Origin of the sequence: Candidatus Poriferisodalis sp., from assembly GCF_965204125.1 — a bacterium.
Classification (GTDB): Bacteria; Actinomycetota; Acidimicrobiia; order Acidimicrobiales; family Poriferisodalaceae; genus Poriferisodalis.
Map to the genome: position 1 here is coordinate 3,202,714 of NZ_OZ241968.1, position 21,820 is coordinate 3,224,533.

The following is a 21,820-nucleotide window of genomic DNA, read 5'->3' on the forward strand; positions in this document are numbered from 1 at the left end:
CATGCCGCGCTTTCGAGTGGAGCTGACGCCCGCGCAGGCTCGACTGCTCAGCGAACACGCCGCGGACACCGAGATTTCGCCCGCGGACCTGTTGCATATCTTCGTAACGGCCGGTCTGCGCGAGAGGGCGTCTGCCAAGGAGCTGCCGGTGGGCCTCGTCGAGGAGGCGTTCGCCGAGTTCGCGTCGCGATATGAGGCACTCAGCGAATGGCGTTTCGCCGACGATCCCGACCTCAGTTCGACAGCGATCGAATCGCGGGCAGAACTTGAGCCTGCCGGGCGTGCTCAGGCTACCGAGACTTCGGCCGACGAGCCGTCCGATGCAGCGGCTGCGAGCGTCGATCCGCCGCCTCGATCCCCCGGCGTCGACGAGTCCGCCGAAGCGCTCGATGAGGAGAGCATCGACCGGGCATTTCGGGACTTCGGCAACCGTTACTACGCCGCCGCAGACGATCACCGCGACGAGGCCGAGGCATCGGGCGGGCTGCGCGCAAGCATCCTGCGCGCTTGGATGACGCACTGACCAGGCGAGCCCAAGATCCGCCCCGAGACGAGCTGCGCGTTATCCCGATGCCTCATGAGACCGAACCGGCACCGGAACAGGCTCCTGCATGATTCTCATGACCAATACTGCAGCCCGAAGTCATTGGAGCGGCGATCATCCCTTGACCGGCATAGCAACGCGCGGTCTACCGCATTCGCCCGATCTCTGCCCCGAGTCTTCCAGACCAACCAAGCCGCATATGGTCCAACGGAAACCGCTGCACTCATAGCAACACGGGCAGTCCCTGTCGTGGCCCGCTACGACGCCAACGGCGACGGCGTGATCGACGCGACGGAATACCGGCAGGTCAAAACCGACTGGCTCGCCGGCAAGGTCACCTACGACGAGTTCCTCACAGTCGTCCGGGCCTACCTCTCATCCGGCTGACCACAGCCACCCGCCCACCGACCCCTCCACCCGCCTCGGCGCTGAAGTGCCTGCGCGCGAGTGATGCCCGGGTCGATTGGCAGCGTTGGTCCTGACGTTCCTGACGTAAACTATTTTGTGTCATATCCGTCAGGAAAGAGCTATGGCAGCAGCACGATTGAGCACCGACGAATACCGCCAGCTTGTCGACCTGCTGGCTCTCGGGCTGACTGAAGCAGACGATTCTCTCTGGCTGGACCTTGCTGCTCGGTTCGCTGCCCGCCATTCCGAGCTGGGGCACGATGAACGCCGGGTGCGGTCCTTGCTGGCGATGCTGGCATCCGGCCGTGAACTCACCGGGCAGATCGGCGGCGCCCCGCGGGAGGTGTTCGATGCAGCCGCGTACCGGGAGCTGATCCAGGCACGGCTGCGAGGCGAGGCGATGGAGGCCGTCTGGCTGCTGCCGATGCTCGAGCCCAACGGCGCCGCGGTCGCGTTGGGGGCCAAGCCCGCCAACCGCGAGATCGTCCGCCAGCGGCGCGTGCGCTCCTGGCTGCTGGGCCTGCCGAGAGGCCGCGGCTACTTGTACCCGGTCTTTCAGTTCGACCACCTGCGCGAAGACATCTTCCCCGAAGTCCGCTCCGTGAACGAGCTGCTGGGCGCCGTTGCCGACCCTTGGGGTGTCGCATCGTGGTGGGTCTCGCCGAACGCCCGCGTCGATGCTGCCCCGATGGAACTCGTCGGTACCGACAGGGCAGACGACTTGCCGGTGCTGGCACGTGCGGTCGCGGAGCCGGTCGGCTAGCAGCGCTTGACTCCCCGCCAGCAGCCGCCCCCGAACTACACGGGAGAGCCCCGCCGCCACGTCGTGCAGCAGGGCGACCGGCTCGTACGAGTCCACCGCGCGCGTTTCGACGCCACGGCGTTCAACCCGACCGTGGCGACTCACTCACTCGAAGGCGGCCGTTTCGACTCGACGCCGAGCGACCCGTACGCGTACCTGTATGCCGCCGCCGACGCCGAAACAGCCATCAGCGAGAAGCTCCTGCGCGATCTGCCGACGGTAAGTCACGGTGCCCGCATTCTCCCGGAAGCAGCGATCAAGAATCTGAGAATCGCTGAGATCGAGGCGACCCGTGACCTGGAGCTCGTACGGCTCCGGTCTGGCGCGGACCTGGGCGCCGTCGGTCAAGACACCTGGCTTACATCGGCACCCGCCTCGCAGTATTCGTCGACTCAGCCCTGGGCCGCCGCCATCCGAAGCTGGGCACCCTGGGCATGCGGAATGACCTGGCAGTCACACCGTGAGCCCGCCGGGTTCGCATACGTCTTCTTCGAGGACCGCTGCGACTCGGACAGCTTCACCGAGGTCGTCGGCGATCTGCCGCTCCCGCCCCATGATCGAGCCCTCGACTCGGGCAATGCGCGGCTCTACCTCGAGATGATCCTCACGTCCTACAACGTCGTGCTCACCCACCGCTAGCCCACACCGCATCGTCTCGGTGAGAACGCAGATCTGCTTCGCGTCGATGCCGGTCAGAGAACCGCCGACATGCGCATGTGACCGTCATGGCAAAAGCGTCGGTGTCGTGGCTGTGCTTGTGGCAGCCGGTCGGGCGATATAGCTTCGGGCACCTATGACCCATATCCCCCCCCCCCCCAGAGAAGCGCCCATGTAAAGCACTGCTGCGGCGCCGGGCTCCCGGCATGACACGCACCCCGCTGTTGCGCCGCGCCCCGTTCCTGCTGGCCGCCGCGACGGCGATGCTGCTCACAGTGCTGCCCGCGCCGCCCGCCGGGGCGGCCCACCAGCTGGACACGCCCACCGTCGTGGTGACGGCCGGCGACGGCCAAGTGGAGCTGAGCTGGGGGGCGGTGACCAACGCCAACCGGTACCGGGTCGAGCACCGCGAGCAGTTCAGCACGGACACCCCGACGAGAGACGTCATCGCTGCCCCGTCCACGTCGGCCACGATCACGGGCTTGACCAACGGGCAGTTCTACGTGTTCCGCGTCCAGGCCCGCGACGTGGGCAACACCCACACACTGAGCGACTGGAGCGATTGGGTGACGGTGATGCCCGAGGCGATGCCCAACAAGGCGGGGAGCTTGGACGCGACCTTCGGCGGCGGCAGCGGTGTGGTCACCACCGACATCGGCACCGTGACCATGGACGAGGCCAACGCGGTGGCGTTGCGGCCCGACGGCCAGATTGTGGTGGCGGGGACCAGTGACGACGACTTCGCGGTGGCCATCTACTACTCCAACGGCGGCCATGTCACCACCTTCAGAAGCACCGACATCGGCACGGGCACCAGGGACGCTGCCGTCGCGGTGGCCGATTCCAAGTTCATTACCGTGGTGGCCGGCACCAGCAGCGAGCCCGACGGCAGCGGCGGGTTCGAGGACGGCGACTTCGCGGTGGTCCGCTACAACCGGGGCAGGCTCGACACCAACTTCGACACCGACGGCAAGGTCGTCACCGATATCAGCGGTTCGGGCAGCGATGACACGGCGAATGCGATGGTGGTGCAGTACGACAGCAGTGGCAATGTCGACAAGATCGTGGTGGTGGGCACCAGCGACGACGACTTCGTGGTGGCCCGCTACACCGCAACCGGGGCGCTGGACACTGACGGCACCACCGGCTTCGGCCCGGCCAGCGGCGGCAGCAGGCCCGGCTACGTCGTCACCGACATCGGGTCGTCCACTACTGACGAGGCCCATGCGGTGGACATCGACGGCGACGGCAACATCGTGGTGGCGGGGTACAGCGGCGACGATTTCGCGGTGGTCCGCTACGAAGCCGACGGCGATCTGGACTCGACGTTCAGCACCGACGGCAAGGTCACCACCAGCGTCACGGGCACCAACGCTTACGGAATCGCCAACGCGGTGGCGGTGCAGCCCGACGGCAAGATCGTCATCGCCGGCCTGGCCAGCGACGCCGACGGCGAAGACTACGACTTGGCGGTGCTGCGCTACACCACAGCCGGGGCGCCGGACACGACGTTCAGCGGCGACGGCATGGACGCCATCGATTTCAGCTCGGGCGGGCAAACCGGAGATCTGAACGACGCGAAGGACGTGGTCGTGCAGCCTGACGGCAAGATCGTCGTCGCCGGGTTCTCCGATATCACCAGCACGCATGTCGCGCTGGCCCGCTACAACGCCGACGGGACGCTCGACGCCGGCTTCGGGACCGGCGGCAAGGTCACCACCTTGCACCGCGCTACGACCACTACCGCCACTGCGGTGGCGTTGCAGCCCGACGGGCGCATCGTCGCCGCCGGCAGCAACGACAACGACTTCGCGGTGTTCCGCTATCTGGGCGAGGCGGAGCCTGCGACGCTGGTGGGCAACGCCGGGCAAGCGACGCACACGACTATCGCCACCATCAGCACCGCGTCGGGGTCGCAGGGGTTCACCACCGGTGACAACACCGCGGGCTATGTGCTGTCGGGCATCGACGTGGAAGTGAATGCGGCGCTGGACGCCACGGCGGCTGCGAAGGTCAAAGCCGAGCTGTGGTCGTCTGCCGCTAACGGCCGCCCTGATGCCTTCTTGGAGGCCCTGACGGTTCCGAACACGCTGTCGGTGGGGGTGAACTCGTTGACCGCGCCGGCGGGGACCGTGCTGGCCCCCGACACCTCCTACAACGTCGTGATCTACACGACCGCCAACCAGGCCATAGCGATGCGAACCACTGGTGCGGATGCCGAGGACTCCGGCGCGGCCGCAGGCTGGAGCGTCGCTGACATCTTCTACTTCATCAACGCGGCTGACCCCCACTCGCCGGGAGCGGCGACGTGGACTGGACACGGCGGCCGCTTGTCCATGAAGATCGCCGTCAAAGGCTCCGCCCGCCCAGAGGGCACCGGCAAGCCGATCTTTTCGGCCACGCTCACCCCGGCTGATCTCGATCCCGGCTTCGACACATTTGGTTGCGAGGAGGACGTTACCGAGTGTTCGGTGGCGACCGTTCTCTCCAACGCCGACTTCGCCTACGAGGACACCAGCTTTAGCGTGACCTCGTTGAGACATGTGAACAGCGCCACGGACAGCTCCCGGCGTCTCAACTTGGTGGTGGGACCTGATATAGCCGATGCCGCGTTCAAGGATCTGACTCTGCACCTCGGCAACAAGGCGTTCGCCATTGCGGACGGGACGGCGGTCCATGCCACCACCAGTCAGACCGCTTCCGAGCATCGCTCAACCGCGAGCTGGTCGAGCACCGACATGACGTGGGCGGCGTCGGATCGGATTCGGGTGGTGCTGACGATTCCGGAGACGTCGTCGAACAATGATCTGTCGGCGCTGTCGGCTGAGACGGCGACGGGCAGGAACGGGACGTATTCGGGTCTGACGCTGTCGCCGAGTTCCTTCGCTGCGGGCACTACGTCGTATTCGGCGACGGTGGGCAACGACGTGACGCACGCGAAGCTGACCGCGTCGGTGGCTGATACGGGCATTGCGTCGATGAAGGTGGGCAAGCAGGGCGAGACCTTGGCCTCGCTGGCCGACGGCGCGACGAGCGATCCGATTGCGTTGGCGGTGGGCGACAACGCGTTGGTGGTGGAGGTGACCGCGGAGAACGGCCGCTCCAAGACTTACACGGTGACGGTGCGCCGTCAGTCGGCGAACGCGGATCTGGCGAGTCTGGTGGTGACCACGTCGACGAGCGAGACGGGCACCTATTCGGGTCTGACGCTGTCGCCGGGGTTCTCTGCGGGCGGGACGACCTATTCGGCGACGGTGGGCAGCAGTGTGTCGCATGCGATTGTGACGGCGACGGCGGCGGAGCCTGGCACGGGCGATGATCCGGTTGCGACGTTGAAGGCGGGCAAGGTGGGGAGTCTGGTGTCGGTGCGCAGCGGCGCGGACAGCGATCCGGTCGCGTTGGCGGTGGGCGTCAACAGGTTGGCGGTGGAGGTGACCGCGGAGAACGGCACTGTGAAGACCTACCGGGTGACGGTCACCCGCCGGGAGCCGTCTGCTGATCTGTCAGCGCTGGTGGTGAAGGTGGCGACCAGCGAGACCGGCACATACAGCGCCCGGACGCTGTCGCCGGGGTTTGCTGCGGGCACGACGTCGTATTCGGTGGCCGCGGCTCGTGATGTGACTCATGCGAAGATCACGGCGACGGCGCTGGAGACCGGCGCAACACTGCAGGTCGGCAAGGCGGGCAGTCTGGTGTCGGTGGCCAGCGGCGTCGAGAGCGGTCCGATCGCGTTGGTGCGCGGCGCGAACGCGATCGAGGTTCGGGTGGCGGTGACTGTGGCCGGCACGACGGTGACCGAGACCTACACGGTGTCGGTGAACGTGGCCGCCAAGCCGTCCGCGCTAGAGGGCCTGGTGGTGACCCCGACCTCGCACGGCCTCGATGCGACCTGGACGCCGCCGGGCGTGTCGGTGGACGGCTATGACGTGCACTACACGTCGATGTCCGGGGCTGATCTGGCTGATGACGCTCCGGCGGGTTCTTATGAGCATCCGCGTTGGGGGCGGGTGGTCAACCGCAATCCCGCCCGGGGCTGGGTGACGCTGCCCAAGACCGGCATCGCCCCCAAGTACGGGATCGGCTATCTGACGCCGGGCACGGCCTATCGGGTGCGGGTGCGCGCCTACAACAGCTTCGGGACCGGCCCCTGGACAGTCGGGTCCGGCACGGCTGGGCAGGCGCCGTACTTGGTGTCGTTGTCGGCGTCTGCTGTGGAGGTGCGCGAGGGCGACGCGGTGACGATCACCGCGACGGTGACGCACAACAGGCGGCCGATCGCGATACAGCAGGACCTCGAGGTGCTGCTGTCGATGCATCTGGGCACCGCCGAGACAGGCGACGTGGGCACCGCGACCCGGATCGTGATCCCCAAGTACACCCACAGCGGGTCGGTCACGATCCCCACCTTCCGCGACGCAGATGGTGACGATGAGACGTTCGCGGTGCTGATCCGGTGGATTCCCAGCCGCGACTTCGCCAAAGCAGGCCATCCGGCGATCGTGTGGGTGACCGTCACCGAGGGCGACCCCGCCCCCACCGAGCCACAGGTGCTGGTGCCCGAGCTGACAGCCACCGGCGGCGACGGAGCTTTGCGCCTGACGTGGCACGACACAGCCGACGACGCCGTCGGCTACGACGTGCACTACAAGCTGAGCACAGCACGGGACCGGCGCGCCACCGCCACCGGGAACCCCGCGACAGGCTGGGTGGACGCCGGCCACACCGGCACCGGCCGGTCCATGACCGTCTCGGGCCTCGACGACGGCGTCGCTTATGACGCGCGGGTGCGGATCACCTGGGACGACGGCACCAGCACCTGGTCCAAGACCGCGTCGGCCGTCACCGACCCCAGCACCGAGGACACCTCCACCAACAGCGACACCCAGAACGACCCGCCCGAACAGCCAACCGCCGCGCTGCCCACAACGGTCACCCTGTCGCTGGGCCGAACCGCGGTGGCGGAGAGCGTCGGGACGGTGACGGTCACCGCCACCCTCGACGAGCCGGCCCCGGTCGACGGCAGCGGGATCAGCCTGCGGCTCTACCCGGCGAACACCTCCACCGCAGCCCAAGGCGCCGATTACACGATGCCCGCCAGCATCGACATCGCCGCGGGACAGCGATCGGGCACCGTAGTTGTCACTGTCGTCGACGACGACATCGACGAAACAGCCGAGACGCTCGACCTCGCCGTGTTCGCCGACACCGGCTACGCCACCCTCGCCGCGGACACCGCGCTCACCATCACCGACAACGACACCGCCGCCATCACCGTGAACGCGGCCAGCCCGATCGCTGTCAGCGAGAGCGCAACAGGCACCTACACCGTGGTGCTCGCCAGCGAGCCCACAGCCGATGTGACCGTCACCCCGACAAGCAGCGACACCGGCGCAGTGTCGGTGTCGCCGGCGTCGCACACGTTCACGGCCTCGACGTGGAACACCCCGGTGACGTTCACCGTGACCGGCGTGGCCGACAGCGACACCAATGACGAGTCGGTGACGGTCAGCCACCGGGTGACCAGCAGCGACGCCAACTACACAGCGGCGCTCGCGGCCACGGTGCGGGTGTCGGTCACCGACACCACCCCGCCCCCGCCCCAACAGGAGCAGCAGCCGGTCAACCAGGCGCCCACAGTGGCCTCAGCCATCGACGACGCCACCATCGCCCACCACAGCGGCACCCACACAGTGTCACTGGCAGGCGTGTTCGCCGACCCCGACAACGACACGCTCACCGTCACCGCCGCGTCCTCGCACACCGCCGTCGCGACCGTGACCGTCGCCGCCGACCACACCAGCCTCACGGTCACCGCCCGCAGCCGAGGCACCGCCACCATCACCGTCACCGCGGACGACGGCGCGGGGGGCACTGTCGAGGACACGTTCGCCGTCACGGTGAAGTCCGCGCCCACAGTGGCCTCAGCCCTCGGCGACGTGACGTTGGAGATCGGAGCCGACTTGGAGATATCGCTGTCGGGCGTGTTCGACGACCCCGACGGCGACGCGCTCAGGTTCACCACCGACTCCACCGACGCCGCGCTCGCGAACGCGTTCGCCTTCCAGGAAACGCTGACCCTCACCGCCTTCGCCGAGGGCACCGTGACGATCACCGTCATCGCCGAGGACGCTGACGGCAACCAGGTCAGCGACACCTTCGAGATCACCGTCACCGCCCCGCAGCCCGCTCCGCAGTCCACGCTGACAGGCATCGCGGCCCGCTACGACACAAACGGCGACGGCGCCATCGACGGGTCGGAGTATCAGCAGGTCAAAAGCGACTGGTTCACCGGCAAGATCACCCAAGCCCAGTTCCTCGAAATCGTCAGAATCCACCTCAAAACCCGCTGACCCCAACCCCACCCGGCCACGCCCCGACGCTGTCGTCCGAACAGTCCTCGTAGAGCGGAGCTGCGTCTGCCGCTCAGACCACCGAAGCAGTACGTCGCAATTTCTTTGCCGCTCAGCCGTCCATATCGTCTGATTCAGGGCGGGGGGATGACGCCCTTCTGCTGGCCGATCAGCTGGTAGGTCTCGGGCCGGCGGTAGCGGTCGAAGTTGAACAAGGTGTTCTTGTAGTGCGAGCACCAGTCGAGGTCGCACTGGGCGGTGATGAGCTCGTCGCCGTCGGTGACGGCCTGCGCCACGATCTGGCCTGAGGGGGCGATCACCGCCGAGTGCGCTAGCGATTCCACGCCCTCCTCGGTTCCGCCCTTGGCGACACCGACCACCCAGGTGCCGTTCTGGTAAGCGCCAGCCTGCATGACGAGGTGGTTGTGAAAGGCCTGAAGGGGATCCTGAGTTGGGTCGGGAGCGTAGAACAGCGGCGTGTTGTAGCCGATGAAGATCATCTCCACGCCTTGGAGGCCCATCACCCGGTAGGTCTCGGGCCAGCGACGGTCATTGCACAGCGCGATGCCCATGACGCCGCCGAAGGCTCGCCACACGCTGAAGCCCTCGGACGACTCCTCGAAGTAGCGGCGCTCGAGGTGCTGGAAGGGGCGTTGCGGCTCGTGCTCTTCGTGCCCGGGAATGTGCACCTTGCGGTACTTGGCCACGAGGCTGCCGTCTCGGTCCACCAGGATCGCCGTGTTGAAACGGCGGCCGTCAGGCGTCAGCTCTGCATAGCCCAGGTGGAAGCCGATGCCGAGCCGCTTGGCCTCGTCGAACAGCGGCTGGGTTTCCGCCGAGGGCATCTCCGTCTCGAAGTACGCCAGCAACTCGGGCGAGTCGTCGGGAAAATACCAGCGCGGGAAGAACGTGGTGAGCGCGAGCTCCGGGAACACCACGACGTCGCAGCTCCGATCTGCCGCTTGATGCAGCAAGGCGATCAGCCGCTCTACGACCTTGGCGCGGGTCTCGTAGCGGGCGATGGGCCCGAGCTGTGCGGCTCCCACGTTGATGAGCCTCACGCTGGCGCTCCGTTGGCGGTCAGCTCGCCGTCGATGTCGCCGCTGGCCAGTCGCCAGACGACGTCAGCCAGCAGATTCGCGCCTGCCTCGATGTCCTCGGGCGACGTGTACTCGGCGGGGTTGTGGCTGACCCCGTCGAAGCTGGGCACGAAGATCATTGCGGTCGGGCAGACACGAGCCAGCATCTGCGCGTCGTGGCCTGCGCCAGACGGCATGCGACGGTGCGTTAGGCCCGCTTCGGCAGCGCAGCGCTCGACAAGATCGATGACCGCTGGATGGAACTCCACCGGCTCGAAGCGTGCAGTGCGCCGCATAGAGGCATCGAGGTGCTCCCCGTCGGCGATGCGGTTAACGATCTCGTCGAGGCGGGACTCCGCATGCTGCAGCATCGCCTCGGAGGTGTTGCGCAGATCCACTGTCATCACCGCCGAGCCTGCAATGACATTCACCAGGTTGGGCACCAGCGAGATGGAGCCGACGGTGCCGACCTGCGAGTCGCCGATGTTGTGGGCCAGATCGCGCACCTCGCCGGCGATACGGCACGCAGCGAGCCCGGCATCGCGCCGCAGCGGCATCGGCGTGGTGCCGGCGTGGTTCGACTGGCCGCCGAGCGTGACTTCGGTCCACGAGATGCCCTGCACGCCTTCCACCACGCCGATCTGCGTTTCGTGGAATTCGAGCACCGGGCCCTGCTCGATGTGCAGCTCCATGTAGGCAAAGGGCACCGTGCCGGGTACCGGTGCCGAGCCGCGGTAGCCGATGCGGTCCAGCTCGTCGCCCACGGCGATGCCGTCGCGGTCGGTGATCTCCAGGGCTTCCTCGAGTGCCATACCGCCGACGTAGGCGAGGCTGCCGAGCATGTCGGGCGCGAACCGGCTGCCTTCCTCGTCGGTGAAGTAGGCCACCGACAGGGGGCGAGCCGGCATCTGGCCCCTCGCCAGTACCGACTCGATGACCTCCAGCCCGGCCAGCACGCCAAGATTCCCGTCGTAGCGGCCGCCGGTGGCAACGGTGTCGATGTGGCTGCCCATCATCACCGAGTCGGCAATGCGTCCCGGCTCCGTGCAGGCCACGACATTGCCCAGCCCGTCGACCGTGACATCGAGCCCCAGATCTGCCATCCACGTGCCCACGAGGTCACGACCGGCACGGTCCTCGTCGGTGAGTGCCAGGCGGCAGTTGCCAGTCGTGCCCTCGATTGCGCCGATCTGCGCGAGCTCGTCCAGCCGGTTCATCAGACGCTCGCCGTCAATCCGCGGCGCTCCCCCAGCCGATCCACTCATTGCCTCATTCTCTCACCGCCGCCCGCCCGAGCCGCAGCCGCCCCTCAGGCCACAGACGCAGGTGCCTCGCTCGGCGCCCACTGCTCCACTCGCCGGGCGGCACCGATGGGAGCCTCTGCACCACCAGCGCCCTGCTAAGGACCGAGCAGGGCGGCGGGCACGACCGCGATTCCGTCTTGATCGCGGTAGGCGTGCTGACCCGTGGTGACGATGACGGTGTCGACAACCTCTGGGTCCATCTGTTCTGCGATCCAGCGCAGGTGCCGGGTATCGCGACGGGTCGGAGTGGATACCAGTTTGATCTCCATGGCCAGCATCCGCTGATGCCCCTGCACAATCAGGTCGACTTCCCGGGTGTCGTTCCACGTTCGCAGGTGACTCACCCGGGCCCCGGCAGCTTGCCCGTACACCTCGATGCTCAACGTGACCAGCGACTCGAACAGCGCACCGAGCAGGGGGCCGGGATGGAATGCCCCGACCGTGGCGGGAGCAGCACTCAGAAGATCGCCCGCGGTCACGTCCAGCAGGCGAGCAGCCAACGCAGGGTCGGCCAGGTGGTGCTTGGGTCCGCGCTTGAGGCGACTGAGAGGATTTCCTGCCGACCACCACGCCTGCACCGGGGTCACCAGCCACATGGCTTCCAGCAGGTCGCGATACGCAATCGTTGTGCTCTTGGCCGGCTTGTCTCCCTGGCCGCTCGTCGCCGCGTCCCGGATGGTCTCGTAGGTTGCGGTGGTGGACGTCGCCGCGGCGTATGCGGTGAGCCAGCGACGAACGACGCTGGGCTGTCTTGCTCGGTGGCCCATCAGCGCGACATCGTGATCGACAGCTCGGTCGAGGTAGCCGCCGAACACTGCCCGCTGAACCTTCGGGTCTGCTGAGCGCCAGCCGGGGAAGCCCCCGGTGCACACCTCGTCGGCGTACCGCTCCAATGCCACGTCGGTGTGCCCGCTGAGGGGGGGACGGCCGCCATCGAGCAGCTCTTGCAGGCTCACTGACGGCACCTCGATCTGCCGCTCGTAGATGCTGAGCGGTCTCATGCGCAATGTCACGATGCGGCCAGCCCCAGAGTGCGTGGGCGGGGTGGCCGGTGCGGTGGAGCCGGCGAGCAAGAAACGCCCCGGCGTCGATCGAGTATCCACCGCCCGCCGAACGAGATCCCAAGCCGGTGGGTAGCGCTGCCATTCGTCTATGAAGATCGGCTCTTCGCCCTGGGTCAGACGGTCAGGGTTCGCTTGGATCAGGGCGAGCGTCGCAGGGTCGTCCAAGTTGTAGACCGTGCGCGCTCGACGCTGGGCGGTCCATGTCTTGCCCACTGCCCGGGGGCCTTCCAAGCTGACCGCCGGCAATGCACCGAGCAGGAAGTCGAGTTCGTCGTCCACCACGCGCCGCCGGTAGTCGGATTCGTTCCAGTCAGCCATTGCCATCCCCCGAGCTACGACCGGCTCTCGACAAGAGTGCTACCGATACTCGGCTAAGAACACTACTAATTCTTGACCACAAACACTACCGATACTTGTCCATGAACGCTACTAATACTCGCCTATTTGGACTACCAATTCACGCCTCTATGCGCTCCGGATCATCATGCTCGACGCCGGCCCACTCGTGCCTCGGCAATGCCATATTGCTCGGCGGCCTACACGAAGGTGGCGGCTACTTCGTCGTTGAGGTCGTTGATCATGTCGTCCCAGAGCTGTGGCAGTCCTCTGAGCGAGTCCCAGAAGGCTTGGTCGCGGCGTGCCTCGAAGTCGTCCAGCGGGATTCCTTGCTGCTCGACCCAGGTGTAGTAGCCGAGGTTGAAAATGCGGTCGCGGCCCCGGTCCGACAGCACCTCGATGTGAGGGGCATCGTCGCTGCGTGCATCCGGGGCGAGATGGCGGTCGATGATGCTGCGTGCAGTCCCAGCGTCGAAGCTGTCTCCGTGGCGTTCTGCGAGGTGGCGTTCGCGCTCGGAGAAATACATCTCGAAGCCGTCGGTTGCCACGGTCATGACCACGTCGTCGGGCCCGAGACCCAGTTCGTTGGCGGCACGGGCGGCGGCGAGCGAGTTGCAGATCGACGAGTAGCCGAAGTGCCCGAGGTCGTCGAGCACCCACGACGCCGCGCCCAGGTGCTCGCGCAGCGCGTCACGGCCTGCTTCGGTGTTGAACACCAGCCCGAGACCGTCGGTCGCATGGTCGCTGACACCGACGATCACATCGGTGTTCATGACGTTGTGGATGAGCGGGATGTGCTTGTCGCCGATGCCCTGGATGTTGTGCTCGCCATAGCCGTTGTAGAGCATGGTCGGGCACTCCAGCGCCTCGACAGCCACGATCTGGGCGCCGTGGGCGTCCTTGAGCCGGTCGCCGGCGCCGAGCGTGCCCGCCGAACCGCTGGCAGCCACGAACGCAGCCAGATTCAGCTCGCTGCCTGCGGGTGCGCCCTGCTGCAGGTGCTCGAACACCGCCAGCAGCGCAGCGCCGGTCACTTCGTAGTGCCCGATGTGGTTCGAGAACTCGCTGAACTGGTTCAGGATGAAATTGCCGGGGTCCTGTTCCAGCTCTGCGCAAGCGTCGTAGATCTCCTTGACGTTGCTCTCCGAGCCGGGGGTGCGGATCACGTCGGCAGGGTCGGCGATCCAGCGCTCCAGCCACTCGAAACGCTCGCGGCTCATGTTCTCGGGCAGCACGGCCACCCCGCGGCACGCCATGATCCGGCTGATCGCCACGCCGCCGCGGGCGTAGTTGCCCGTGGACGGCCACACCGCCCGGTGGCGGGTGGGGTCGAATTGGCCCGAGACCACCCTTGGGGCGAGGCAGGAATACGCGGCCAGCACCTTGTGCGCGCCGATCATCGGGAAGCGGTTTCCGAAGAGCACCACGACCTTCGCCGGCGTGCCGGTCAGCTCGCTCGGCAGCACGACGTGCTCGGGCACATCGGTGCGCCCGCCGACGCCGTCGTTGTACCAGTGCACCCGGAACAGATTGAGGGGATCGGCGAAATCGTGGTCGACGTCGGCGAGCGCAGTGTCCACGTCGGGGTCGATGAGCGTCGGATCGGCCAGCTCGGCGAAGGTCGGCAGCCGGATGCCTTGGGTCCGGAATCGCTCCACCACATGCGCCCGGCCACCAGGATCGGTGACCTCTGTGGCGAGCTGGGCGCTGTAACTGGCGGGGAAGGCTGCAGCGGGCGCTCCATTCGGCCCGGATGCCTGTGATGACGACGTGTGGTTGGCCATACCGAACCGAGGCTATGTTCCGCGAGCGGCACCCTGATGCGCGCGGGGGCGACGCCGACAGAGTGCACGGGAGGACGTGAACCCATGACAAGAGCACGAAATGCGCTGTACCTGCAGGATGCGCACACCATCACCGAGGCAATGGGCTTCACCCAGTACGCGGAGGAACGCGGCTTCGAGGCCGTCTGGCAGGCCGATTCGCGGCTGGTGCGCGAGGCCAGCGTGCCGATGGCGGCGTTCGCTGCGACCACCTCGCTCATCAAGGTGGGCGCAGGCGTCATCGATATCTGGTCCCGCAACCCGGCTCGCCTGGCGTCGATGTTCTCCACGCTCGACGACCTGGCACCGGGTCGCATCATCTGCGGGTTGGGAGCCTGGTGGAATCCGCTGGCGGCCAAGGTCGGCATCAGCCGTGCCCGGCCGCTGGGCGCGATGCGCGAGGTCACCACAGTGGTGCGGGCATTGCTCGCCAACGAGAATGTGACGTTTCACGGCGACCACGTCCACCTCGACGACGTCGAACTCGACTACGTGTACCAGGAACGGCGACCGAAGGACGTGCCGATCTACATCGGTGCCACGGGCATGAAGATGATGGAGCTGACCGGCGAGATCGCCGACGGCGTCGTGCTCAACTACCTGGTCTCGCCCGACTACAACAGCCGGGCCATGGACGCTCTCGAGCGTGGTGCCTCCGCTGCTGGGCGAAGCGTCGACGACTTGGACCGACCCCAGCTCGTGGTGTGCTCGGTGCATGAGGACCGGGGCACGGCGCTCGACATGGCCCGCAACATGGTCACCCAGTACCTGGGTCAGCAGCCGCACATCATGAAGGCCTCCGGCGTGCCCGAATCCCTGCTCGAAGAGGTCGGCAAGGTGCTCACCTGGCCGGCGACCGCTGAGCAGGTCGAGGCCGCATCACGTCTGGTGCCCGACGACATCGTCCAGATGCTCACGGCATCAGGCACGCCCGCCGAGGCCCGCGAAGCCGTCGATGGCTACCTCGCCACCGGCGCCACCTGCCCGATCCTGTACCCGCTAGGCGACGTGCACGCCATGATCGACGCGTTCGCCGCCTGAGTTCCGGGCCCGACTAGTAGCCGAGCTCGGTTGCGGCGCGTTCGAGTGCCACGGTGACCGACCAGTGTGTGCGGGCCAGCCGCAGGTCGCTGCTGCAACCGTCGGCATACAGCCCTGCGGCGCTCATCCAGAATGCTGCCGAGCGCATGGCATAGAGCAGCTGGTAGTACGCGCAGCGCTCGGGGTCGATCTCGATGCCGGTGGCCTGCTGGTAGCGCTCGAAGAACAGTTCCCGGGGCACCACGTTCGAGAGCAGCTCGGTGCCCTCACGGTTGAGCTCGGTGAGCACGTAAGCCACGTCGTACATCGGATCGCCGATGACTTGCAGCTCCCAGTCGAGCACCGCCGACACGCGGTCTTCATGGATCAGCACATTCCCGGTGCGATACGCACCGTGCACGAGCGTGAGCTGTTCGGTGGCGGGCGCGTGGTGGCGCAGCCAGCCGATCAGGTCAGCGAGGATCGGGTGGCCCGGATGGCCTGACTCATCGATGAGTGCCTCCCACTTGGTGATCTCGCGCAACGCGAAGTCGCTGCCCCCCGACGGCACGCCCAGAAAGTCGAGACCCGCCGCCCGCCAGTCGACGTTGTGCACGGCAGCGAGCGCATCGGTGAAGCTGGCCGGCAGCACCCCCCGCTCGGCCGCCGCGGCGTAGTACTCGCGGCCGGCGCTGCGCCATGGACTCGGGCATTCGCCGGGCACCCGTTCCATCACGATGGCGGGGGCGCCGAGGACCGCAGGGTCAGGCTCGTACCAGAACGCACGCGGGGCGGGCACATCCGTCTCTTCGAGACACTTCAGCACCCGGAACTGCTCGCCGAGATCCGATTCGTGCCGCAGCAGCGCATTGCCCGGATCGCGTCTCAGGCACAACGCCTGGCGCTGCTCATCGGCGCCGTCGGACCACACAGCATCGAACAGCCAGGTCTCGTGTGACCAGCCGACTGCGATGCGCTCCATGCCGCTGATGTCAACAGGTCCAGCGGCGTCCAGCCGTCGCTGAGAACACCCGCCAGGCCGACGTCAGCGTCACCCGCCGCACTCACCGGGCGACCTCCATGCGCCGGTCGATGTCGCAGCGCAGCACTTGGCGGATCGCGTCGAGCGCGGATGCGGCCACTGGCCCATCAGGACCCCATCGATAGAGCGCCTCCAACAGCGGGCTCAACGACATCACCGATCGGTCCGACTGCAACCGTGCGACGGCGCCGCGAACTTCTTGCGGGACGGCGTCCGTCGTCGACGTCGGGGCGACATCCAAGATGTCGTTCAATTCCGCCGCCAACCGCGTCACATCGGCAGCCTCGGCGGCCCGGTGCCGCTCTCCCACCGCCGCCTCGCGAGCAAGCCGCTCCAGGATCACACCGGCCATGTGGGTTTGTGTGCGCTGATACTCGTCGTCAACAGCCGGCGCGATCTCGCGACGCATCTGGCCGGCAAGCCGCTCCAGCAGCACATGGCTCTCAAAGCTCATCTGCCGCCGCCGAGCGACCAATCCCCGCTGCGCTTGGCGGCGGCGAAGCGATGGGTGGGCCACATGTCCTGATCCTCGCCCCACCACTCACCCACCCCGTCGACCTCCCAGCGGATCAGGCTGTTGATGTCGATGAAGCTGTGACGGTTGATGATGATCCGGCTGATCGGGCTGCCGGTCGCCACGAAGCGCTCGCCGGCGGCATCGACAGCATCGATGCGAATCTCCGAAATCCAGCCATCGGGGCTCCGGCGGACCGTGCGCTCACCGTCGACGAGGCTCGCCTGCGCATCGCCGCGCTGTACGAACCCATACGCGACACGGTCGACCCCGTCTCGGGTGTTGGTGACCGCCAGGAACCCCGAACCGTCGTCTCCAGCGCCGGTGACGTAGGCCGCTTGGCGGGGACGGTCCTCGGGTCGTCGACCCCACGTGCGATCGCGCATCGACCAGCAGTCAATGTCGATGTCCTCGCCGTTGAGCTGGATCCAGCCGGTGACCCGTCCGATCTGGTCGAAGTGCGCCGAGTGGCCGAATGTCGAGCCTCCCGCCGTCAACGGCCGCGGCGCCAGCACGGCCTCGAAACGCAGATCGGCGCTGAATCGTCCAGGGTCGTCGTAACCGAGCCGGTACGCCATCGTCGGCGTCTCGGCCTTGATGCTGACGCCGTTGGGCAGGGTCGAATCCCGCAGATCGAGTTCGGGCGGCAGGCGCAGTGCCGTGAGATTGGAGCTGTAGGGCACCTCCCAGGGCAGGTGTGCGGTGCCGTCCCACACCCAGGCCCCGCCCGAGACTGTGCCGATGTTGTGGCGAGCCAGCGTGTAGAGCCAGCCTCCGAGCCGCCGTTCCCGGTGATGGAACGAGAACCAGGCTGTCTCGGTGAACCACCAATCGTCGCCTCGCAGATCGGCGTGAAAACCGTCGTCCTCAGCGGTGAAGACCGGAATGCTGCCGGATGCCTGGCTCACGGCCCGCAGCGTAGAACGACCGGCCGGAGCGTGATCGGGGGCACAGGCGAGCGCTCGCATGGCCGGCACCGCGCTCGGACACGGAACCCCACCTTCACGGTGCCACTGGATCCTTGTTTGTGTTGTTACAGTCAATTTCCATAAATTCAATTGATTTCACAGATTCAATCTGCTGGAGTGCCAGCATGACTCCACACGTACATGAACCTCTCGTACTCAGCACGGTCGGGGCCCGATCGTGACGGCGGCCTACACGTCGCTGCTCGCGGCAGGCATCCCGACGCCGATCTTCGTCGCATGGTCGGCGATCTTCGTGACGCTGTCCGCCCTGTGCCACTTCCGGAGCGTGCAGCGCCTACGCCGCCTGGCCACCGACACTGAGGCCAAGCTGCAGCGCCTCGAACAGCGCATGGACGACTATGAGCGAAGGGTCAACGCAGAGATGGCGCAGATGCGCGCCGAACTCGACGCATACGGCGTGTGGAGCGATGCAAATGACCGCTTCTTTCACCACGGCCTCGTGGCGGTCTCTCACATGATCGGGGCGAGAGCGATGCCAGAACGCCGTGCCTGTGCCTCAGAGCGACAGCGATCTCACGATCGAAGAGCAACCGACACCGCATGGCGCCCCAAACCGGCCCGCACTGCCAACTCCCCGGCCACCCTGCCCTCCGCGATGCGAGCGCGACGCCGGGCCGGTACGTGATGGCAGCAACGCGTACTGTTGCGGCATGGCTGAGCTTGCGCGTTTCAACCTGGACACGCCGGACGAGGAAATCGTCGAGGTCGTGCGAATCGACGGCGGCGCGATCATCGAGGACGCCATCGATGTCGACATGCTGAACCGGCTCGAGGCCGAGCTGCGGCCGTGGATCGACCGAACCCCAGGCGGGCTCGACAACTTCTCCGGTCACAACACGACCCGCACCGGGGCGCTGGTCGCACGCTCGCCCGCATGCCGTGAGTTGGTGATGCACCCGAAGGTCATCGACATGGCCAACCGGTTCCTCGGCCCCTACACCAACAAGATCCAGCTGCACCTGACCCAGGTCATCAACATCAAGCCCGGCCAGGGCACCCAGCCGCTGCACCGCGACCGGGACGCATGGGGCGGCTACGTCCCCAGGGAGATTGATCCGCAGTTCAACACCATGTGGGCGCTCAGCGACTTCACACCCGCCAACGGCGGCACTCGCATCGTTCCGGGCAGCCCCGGATGGGATCCCGAGCGCAGGGCCGACGACGATGAGAAGACTCAGGCCGCCATGGGGGCCGGATCGGTGCTGCTGTACTCGGGCTCGGTGATCCACGGCGGCGGTGAGAACCGCAGCGATGCCGAACGTACCGGCATCAACATCACCTACACGCTCGGCTGGCTGCGCACCGAGGAGAACCAGTTCCTCTCGTGCCCGCCGAGCATCGCCAAAGACCTCGATCCCGATCTGGCAGATCTGATGGGCTACTCGATGGGCAACTATGCGCTCGGCTACTACTCCGACCCCGACGGCATGCCCGGACCGGTTGACCTGCTCACTCCGGAGATAGTGCTCGGCCGCAAGCCGACCTCGAAGCACGACAACTCCGCATTGATCGTCGGAAACTGAGTCGCCCTGCACCGGCTCAGCCAACGACCGCATCGACACGCATCACCGTTTCGATGAGCGTGCCGGCTGCCAGCAAGCTGCTTGAGCGCCGGGAACAGGCGCTCGGCGCCGGCGCGCAGCTGTTCTATACCGAGCCCCTGCACATCGTGCGGGGCGACGGCGTCGAGCTCTTCGACGCCGACGGCCGCCGTTACATCGACATGTACAACAACGTGCCCTGCGTGGGCCACGGCAACACTCGGGTGGCCGAGGCGATGGCCGCCCAGCAGGCCACGCTGAACGTACACAGCCGGTACCTGCACGAGGGCATCGTGAGCTTCGCCGAGCGCCTGGTGGCGCTGCATCACGACGGCATCGAGAGCGCAGTCATCAGCTGCACAGGCACCGAGGCCGTCGAAGTGGCCATGAACATGGCCCGCATCGCGACCGGGCGCCGGGGGGTCATCGCCACCGACGCCACGTACCACGGCAATACCGAGACAGTCATCGCGCTGCGGCTGGCGGCGTCGCAGCCCGAGGAGCATCCCGAGGTGGCGACCTTCCCGTTTCCGCAGCAATTGCGACCGATCCGGGACGGGCTCGTTGGCGCGGCACTGGCCGACGCCTACCTCGACGAGCTGGCCGCCGCCATCGGGCGGCTGAAGTCCTCCGGTGCGGGCGTGGCAGCCATCATCCTGTGCTCGATCCAGGCCAACGAGGGCCTGCCGGACATCCCCGGCAACTTCATGGCGCAGGCCGCACAGTTGGTACGCGAGGCCGGAGGCCTCGTGATCGCCGACGAAGTGCAAGCCGGCTACTGCCGCACGGGTCGCTGGTGGGGATATGAGGTCACCGGCTTCGAGCCCGACATTGCGGTCATGGGCAAACCCATGGGCAACGGGCTGCCGCTGGCGGCGACCGTTGCCAGCCGGCAGCTGGTAGAGCGCTTCCGGGGCGCCACCCGCTACTTCAACACCTACGGCGCGAGCCCGCTCCAAGCCGCAGTCGGTCACGCCGTCATCGACGAAATCGAAGATCGGGGGCTGGCTGCCAGCGTCGCAGAGCTTGGCTTCGGTTTGAAGGCTGCGCTGACCGAACGGGCCGAGCGACACGAATGGATTGCCGATGTCCGCGGCCATGGGCTGTTCGTCGGTGTGGAGATGGTGGAGCGCGGCGGCAACCTTGTGCCAGACCGGTCCCGAGCAGTCGAGTTCACCGACCGGCTGAAAGAGCGTGGCGTCCTCGCTTCGAATGCCGGCGCATTCGCCAACGTGCTGAAGCTTCGCCCGCCGCTGGTGCTGCAGCAGTCCCACGCAGAGGAGTTCCTGTCAGCCTTCGACGCAGTCATCGACGACATCGATGGATAGCCGCTGGCTCAGCGCGGCACATCAAGCGCTCGAAGCGTTCGGCGTGGAAGCGAGCCACCTCGAGTTAGTCGGAGTCAGCGAGAACATCACCTTCCGGGCTGTCGAAGCCGGTTCCCGACAGACCTATGTGCTGCGATTGCACCGGCCCGGCTACCACACAGCAGCTGAGCTCGACTCCGAGCGTGTCTGGCTGGCAGCGCTGCGCGACTCGGGCATCTACGTGCCCACGCCGGTCTGCGCCCCCGACGGTCGCTACTTCGTGCCCGTGGAAACCGGACCCAGCGAGGTCCGCAACGCCGGACTCAATCTGTGGGTTGACGGAGAGATCGTGGGCGTGCTGCTGACCCAGCCCGGAGGCACGAACGAAGCACTCTCGGAGATATCGGAGTCGTTCGGCCAACTCGGTGGACTGATGGCAGCTATGCACAACCAGGCGACAGCCTGGACGCCCCCCTCGTCGTTCAGCCGTCACCGCTTGGACCGCGATGGCCTGCTCGGCGATGCCCCCTTCTGGGGGCCGTTCTGGGAACACCCCAGGCTGACTGCCGGCGAGCGCGACCTTCTGATGGCCGCTCGTGATGCCTGCCGGACAACACTGGACCGGTACGGCGAGCCTGAGCGGACGTTCAGCATGATCCACGCCGACCTACACCTAGCGAACCTGCTGTTGTCAGACGGTCAACTCTCGGTCATCGACTTCGATGACGCCGGGTTCGGCTGGCACCAGTACGACATCGCCGTGGCAATGTTCCATTCGCGGGCCGCCCCCGACTTCGAGACGGCTGCGACGGAGTTCTTGAACGGCTACCGAGATGTGCGGGCCATCAGCGACGACGATCTGGCCTTGGTGCCGTTGTTTGAGCTGATTCGAGGCATGGCCATCATCGGCTGGAAGGCCCAGCGGCCAGAGGTGGAATGGCCCGACGGTCAATTCGAGCAGCTGCTGGGCGGAGTGCTGGGCGGCTGCCGGCGTCTGCTCGACGGGGGCTAGCGTCGGCGGTTGCTGTGCTGGTGGGCCG

17 protein-coding genes are annotated in these 21,820 nt (G+C 66.9%); 10 read left to right on the forward strand and 7 right to left on the reverse strand.

All coding sequences use genetic code 11. From position 1 onward, the window contains the following. Position 1 precedes the first annotated feature (1 nt). The 5 genes from ACOGXD_RS14740 to ACOGXD_RS14760 all read left to right on the forward strand — a co-directional run bounded on the left by ACOGXD_RS14740 (position 2) and on the right by ACOGXD_RS14760 (position 8,761). Positions 2–523: a hypothetical protein gene (locus ACOGXD_RS14740; RefSeq protein WP_419915773.1), complete on the forward strand. Its 522-nt coding sequence runs from the start codon at positions 2–4 to the stop codon at positions 521–523. Positions 524–793: 270 nt separating this feature from the next. Next, a complete protein-coding gene (locus tag ACOGXD_RS14745; protein WP_419915774.1) occupies positions 794–931 on the forward strand; it encodes a hypothetical protein in 138 nt (45 codons plus the stop codon). Between the two features lie 142 nt (positions 932–1,073). Next, the gene (locus tag ACOGXD_RS14750) at positions 1,074–1,715 is read left to right on the forward strand and encodes a hypothetical protein (protein ID WP_419915775.1); all 642 of its coding nucleotides are present in this window, start codon (positions 1,074–1,076) and stop codon (positions 1,713–1,715) included. A 6-nt stretch (positions 1,716–1,721) separates the two neighbouring features. After that, positions 1,722–2,393 carry an RES family NAD+ phosphorylase gene (locus tag ACOGXD_RS14755; protein ID WP_419915776.1) on the forward strand — a complete coding sequence of 224 codons (672 nt, stop codon included), beginning with the start codon at positions 1,722–1,724 and terminating at the stop codon, positions 2,391–2,393. Between the two features lie 224 nt (positions 2,394–2,617). Beyond that, positions 2,618–8,761 carry a cadherin-like beta sandwich domain-containing protein gene (locus tag ACOGXD_RS14760; protein ID WP_419915777.1) on the forward strand — a complete coding sequence of 2,048 codons (6,144 nt, stop codon included), beginning with the start codon at positions 2,618–2,620 and terminating at the stop codon, positions 8,759–8,761. Positions 8,762–8,895: 134 nt separating this feature from the next. On the opposite strand, the gene ACOGXD_RS14765 is transcribed toward ACOGXD_RS14760, so the two are convergent. The 4 genes from ACOGXD_RS14765 to ACOGXD_RS14780 form a co-directional block, all read right to left on the reverse strand. Continuing rightward, the gene (locus tag ACOGXD_RS14765; protein WP_419915778.1) at positions 8,896–9,822 is read right to left on the reverse strand and encodes an N-carbamoyl-D-amino-acid hydrolase; all 927 of its coding nucleotides are present in this window, start codon (positions 9,820–9,822) and stop codon (positions 8,896–8,898) included. Further along, positions 9,819–11,105, reverse strand: a complete 1,287-nt coding sequence (locus ACOGXD_RS14770) for a Zn-dependent hydrolase (RefSeq protein WP_419915779.1) — start codon at positions 11,103–11,105, stop codon at positions 9,819–9,821. The genes ACOGXD_RS14765 and ACOGXD_RS14770 overlap by 4 nt, the downstream gene beginning before the upstream one ends. A 134-nt stretch (positions 11,106–11,239) precedes the next feature. Further along, positions 11,240–12,526, reverse strand: coding sequence for an ATP-binding protein (locus ACOGXD_RS14775; RefSeq protein WP_419915780.1), 1,287 nt, complete (start codon positions 12,524–12,526; stop codon positions 11,240–11,242). A gap of 218 nt (positions 12,527–12,744) precedes the next feature. Next, positions 12,745–14,328, reverse strand: coding sequence for a pyridoxal-phosphate dependent enzyme (locus tag ACOGXD_RS14780; RefSeq protein WP_419915781.1), 1,584 nt, complete (start codon positions 14,326–14,328; stop codon positions 12,745–12,747). Between the two features lie 84 nt (positions 14,329–14,412). Here ACOGXD_RS14780 and ACOGXD_RS14785 point away from each other — a divergent pair, with 84 nt between their 5' ends. Beyond that, positions 14,413–15,408 (forward strand): LLM class flavin-dependent oxidoreductase, encoded by a 996-nt coding sequence (locus ACOGXD_RS14785; RefSeq protein ID WP_419915782.1) that lies wholly within the window; start codon positions 14,413–14,415, stop codon positions 15,406–15,408. 13 nt (positions 15,409–15,421) lie between these two features. Here ACOGXD_RS14785 and ACOGXD_RS14790 read toward each other — a convergent pair whose 3' ends face one another. From ACOGXD_RS14790 to ACOGXD_RS14800, 3 genes are all read right to left on the reverse strand, one after another. Beyond that, positions 15,422–16,369 (reverse strand): phosphotransferase family protein, encoded by a 948-nt coding sequence (locus ACOGXD_RS14790; protein WP_419915783.1) that lies wholly within the window; start codon positions 16,367–16,369, stop codon positions 15,422–15,424. Between the two features lie 82 nt (positions 16,370–16,451). Next, the gene (locus ACOGXD_RS14795; RefSeq protein ID WP_419915784.1) at positions 16,452–16,883 is read right to left on the reverse strand and encodes a hypothetical protein; all 432 of its coding nucleotides are present in this window, start codon (positions 16,881–16,883) and stop codon (positions 16,452–16,454) included. Beyond that, the gene (locus tag ACOGXD_RS14800) at positions 16,880–17,851 is read right to left on the reverse strand and encodes a DUF7065 domain-containing protein (protein WP_419915785.1); all 972 of its coding nucleotides are present in this window, start codon (positions 17,849–17,851) and stop codon (positions 16,880–16,882) included. Before ACOGXD_RS14800 ends, ACOGXD_RS14795 begins: the two co-directional genes overlap by 4 nt. Positions 17,852–18,089: 238 nt before the next feature. Here ACOGXD_RS14800 and ACOGXD_RS14805 point away from each other — a divergent pair, with 238 nt between their 5' ends. From ACOGXD_RS14805 to ACOGXD_RS14820, 4 genes are read left to right on the forward strand one after another with little or no spacing between them, the layout of a single operon-like run. Next, positions 18,090–18,557, forward strand: coding sequence for a hypothetical protein (locus ACOGXD_RS14805; RefSeq protein ID WP_419915786.1), 468 nt, complete (start codon positions 18,090–18,092; stop codon positions 18,555–18,557). Between the two features lie 25 nt (positions 18,558–18,582). Further along, complete coding sequence (locus ACOGXD_RS14810) at positions 18,583–19,455, forward strand: phytanoyl-CoA dioxygenase family protein (RefSeq protein ID WP_419915787.1); 873 nt, start codon at positions 18,583–18,585, stop codon at positions 19,453–19,455. 53 nt (positions 19,456–19,508) lie between these two features. Continuing rightward, positions 19,509–20,801 carry an aspartate aminotransferase family protein gene (locus tag ACOGXD_RS14815; protein ID WP_419915788.1) on the forward strand — a complete coding sequence of 431 codons (1,293 nt, stop codon included), beginning with the start codon at positions 19,509–19,511 and terminating at the stop codon, positions 20,799–20,801. After that, positions 20,794–21,792, forward strand: a complete 999-nt coding sequence (locus ACOGXD_RS14820; RefSeq protein WP_419915789.1) for a phosphotransferase enzyme family protein — start codon at positions 20,794–20,796, stop codon at positions 21,790–21,792. The genes ACOGXD_RS14815 and ACOGXD_RS14820 overlap by 8 nt, the downstream gene beginning before the upstream one ends. Positions 21,793–21,820 lie beyond the last annotated feature (28 nt).

Bases quoted from the DNA above. Each gene is read 5' to 3' on its own strand.
- ACOGXD_RS14740 (WP_419915773.1), top strand. From the start codon at position 2: ATGCCGCGCTTTCGAGTGGAGCTGACGCCCGCGCAGGCTCGACTGCTC.
- ACOGXD_RS14750 (WP_419915775.1), top strand. From the start codon at position 1,074: ATGGCAGCAGCACGATTGAGCACCGACGAATACCGCCAGCTTGTCGAC.
- ACOGXD_RS14760 (WP_419915777.1), top strand. From the start codon at position 2,618: ATGACACGCACCCCGCTGTTGCGCCGCGCCCCGTTCCTGCTGGCCGCC.
- ACOGXD_RS14770 (WP_419915779.1), bottom strand. From the start codon at position 11,105: ATGAGTGGATCGGCTGGGGGAGCGCCGCGGATTGACGGCGAGCGTCTG.
- ACOGXD_RS14775 (WP_419915780.1), bottom strand. From the start codon at position 12,526: ATGGCTGACTGGAACGAATCCGACTACCGGCGGCGCGTGGTGGACGAC.
- ACOGXD_RS14780 (WP_419915781.1), bottom strand. From the start codon at position 14,328: ATGGCCAACCACACGTCGTCATCACAGGCATCCGGGCCGAATGGAGCG.
- ACOGXD_RS14785 (WP_419915782.1), top strand. From the start codon at position 14,413: ATGACAAGAGCACGAAATGCGCTGTACCTGCAGGATGCGCACACCATC.
- ACOGXD_RS14790 (WP_419915783.1), bottom strand. From the start codon at position 16,369: ATGGAGCGCATCGCAGTCGGCTGGTCACACGAGACCTGGCTGTTCGAT.
- ACOGXD_RS14795 (WP_419915784.1), bottom strand. From the start codon at position 16,883: ATGAGCTTTGAGAGCCATGTGCTGCTGGAGCGGCTTGCCGGCCAGATG.
- ACOGXD_RS14810 (WP_419915787.1), top strand. From the start codon at position 18,583: ATGGCTGAGCTTGCGCGTTTCAACCTGGACACGCCGGACGAGGAAATC.
- ACOGXD_RS14815 (WP_419915788.1), top strand. From the start codon at position 19,509: ATGAGCGTGCCGGCTGCCAGCAAGCTGCTTGAGCGCCGGGAACAGGCG.
- ACOGXD_RS14820 (WP_419915789.1), top strand. From the start codon at position 20,794: ATGGATAGCCGCTGGCTCAGCGCGGCACATCAAGCGCTCGAAGCGTTC.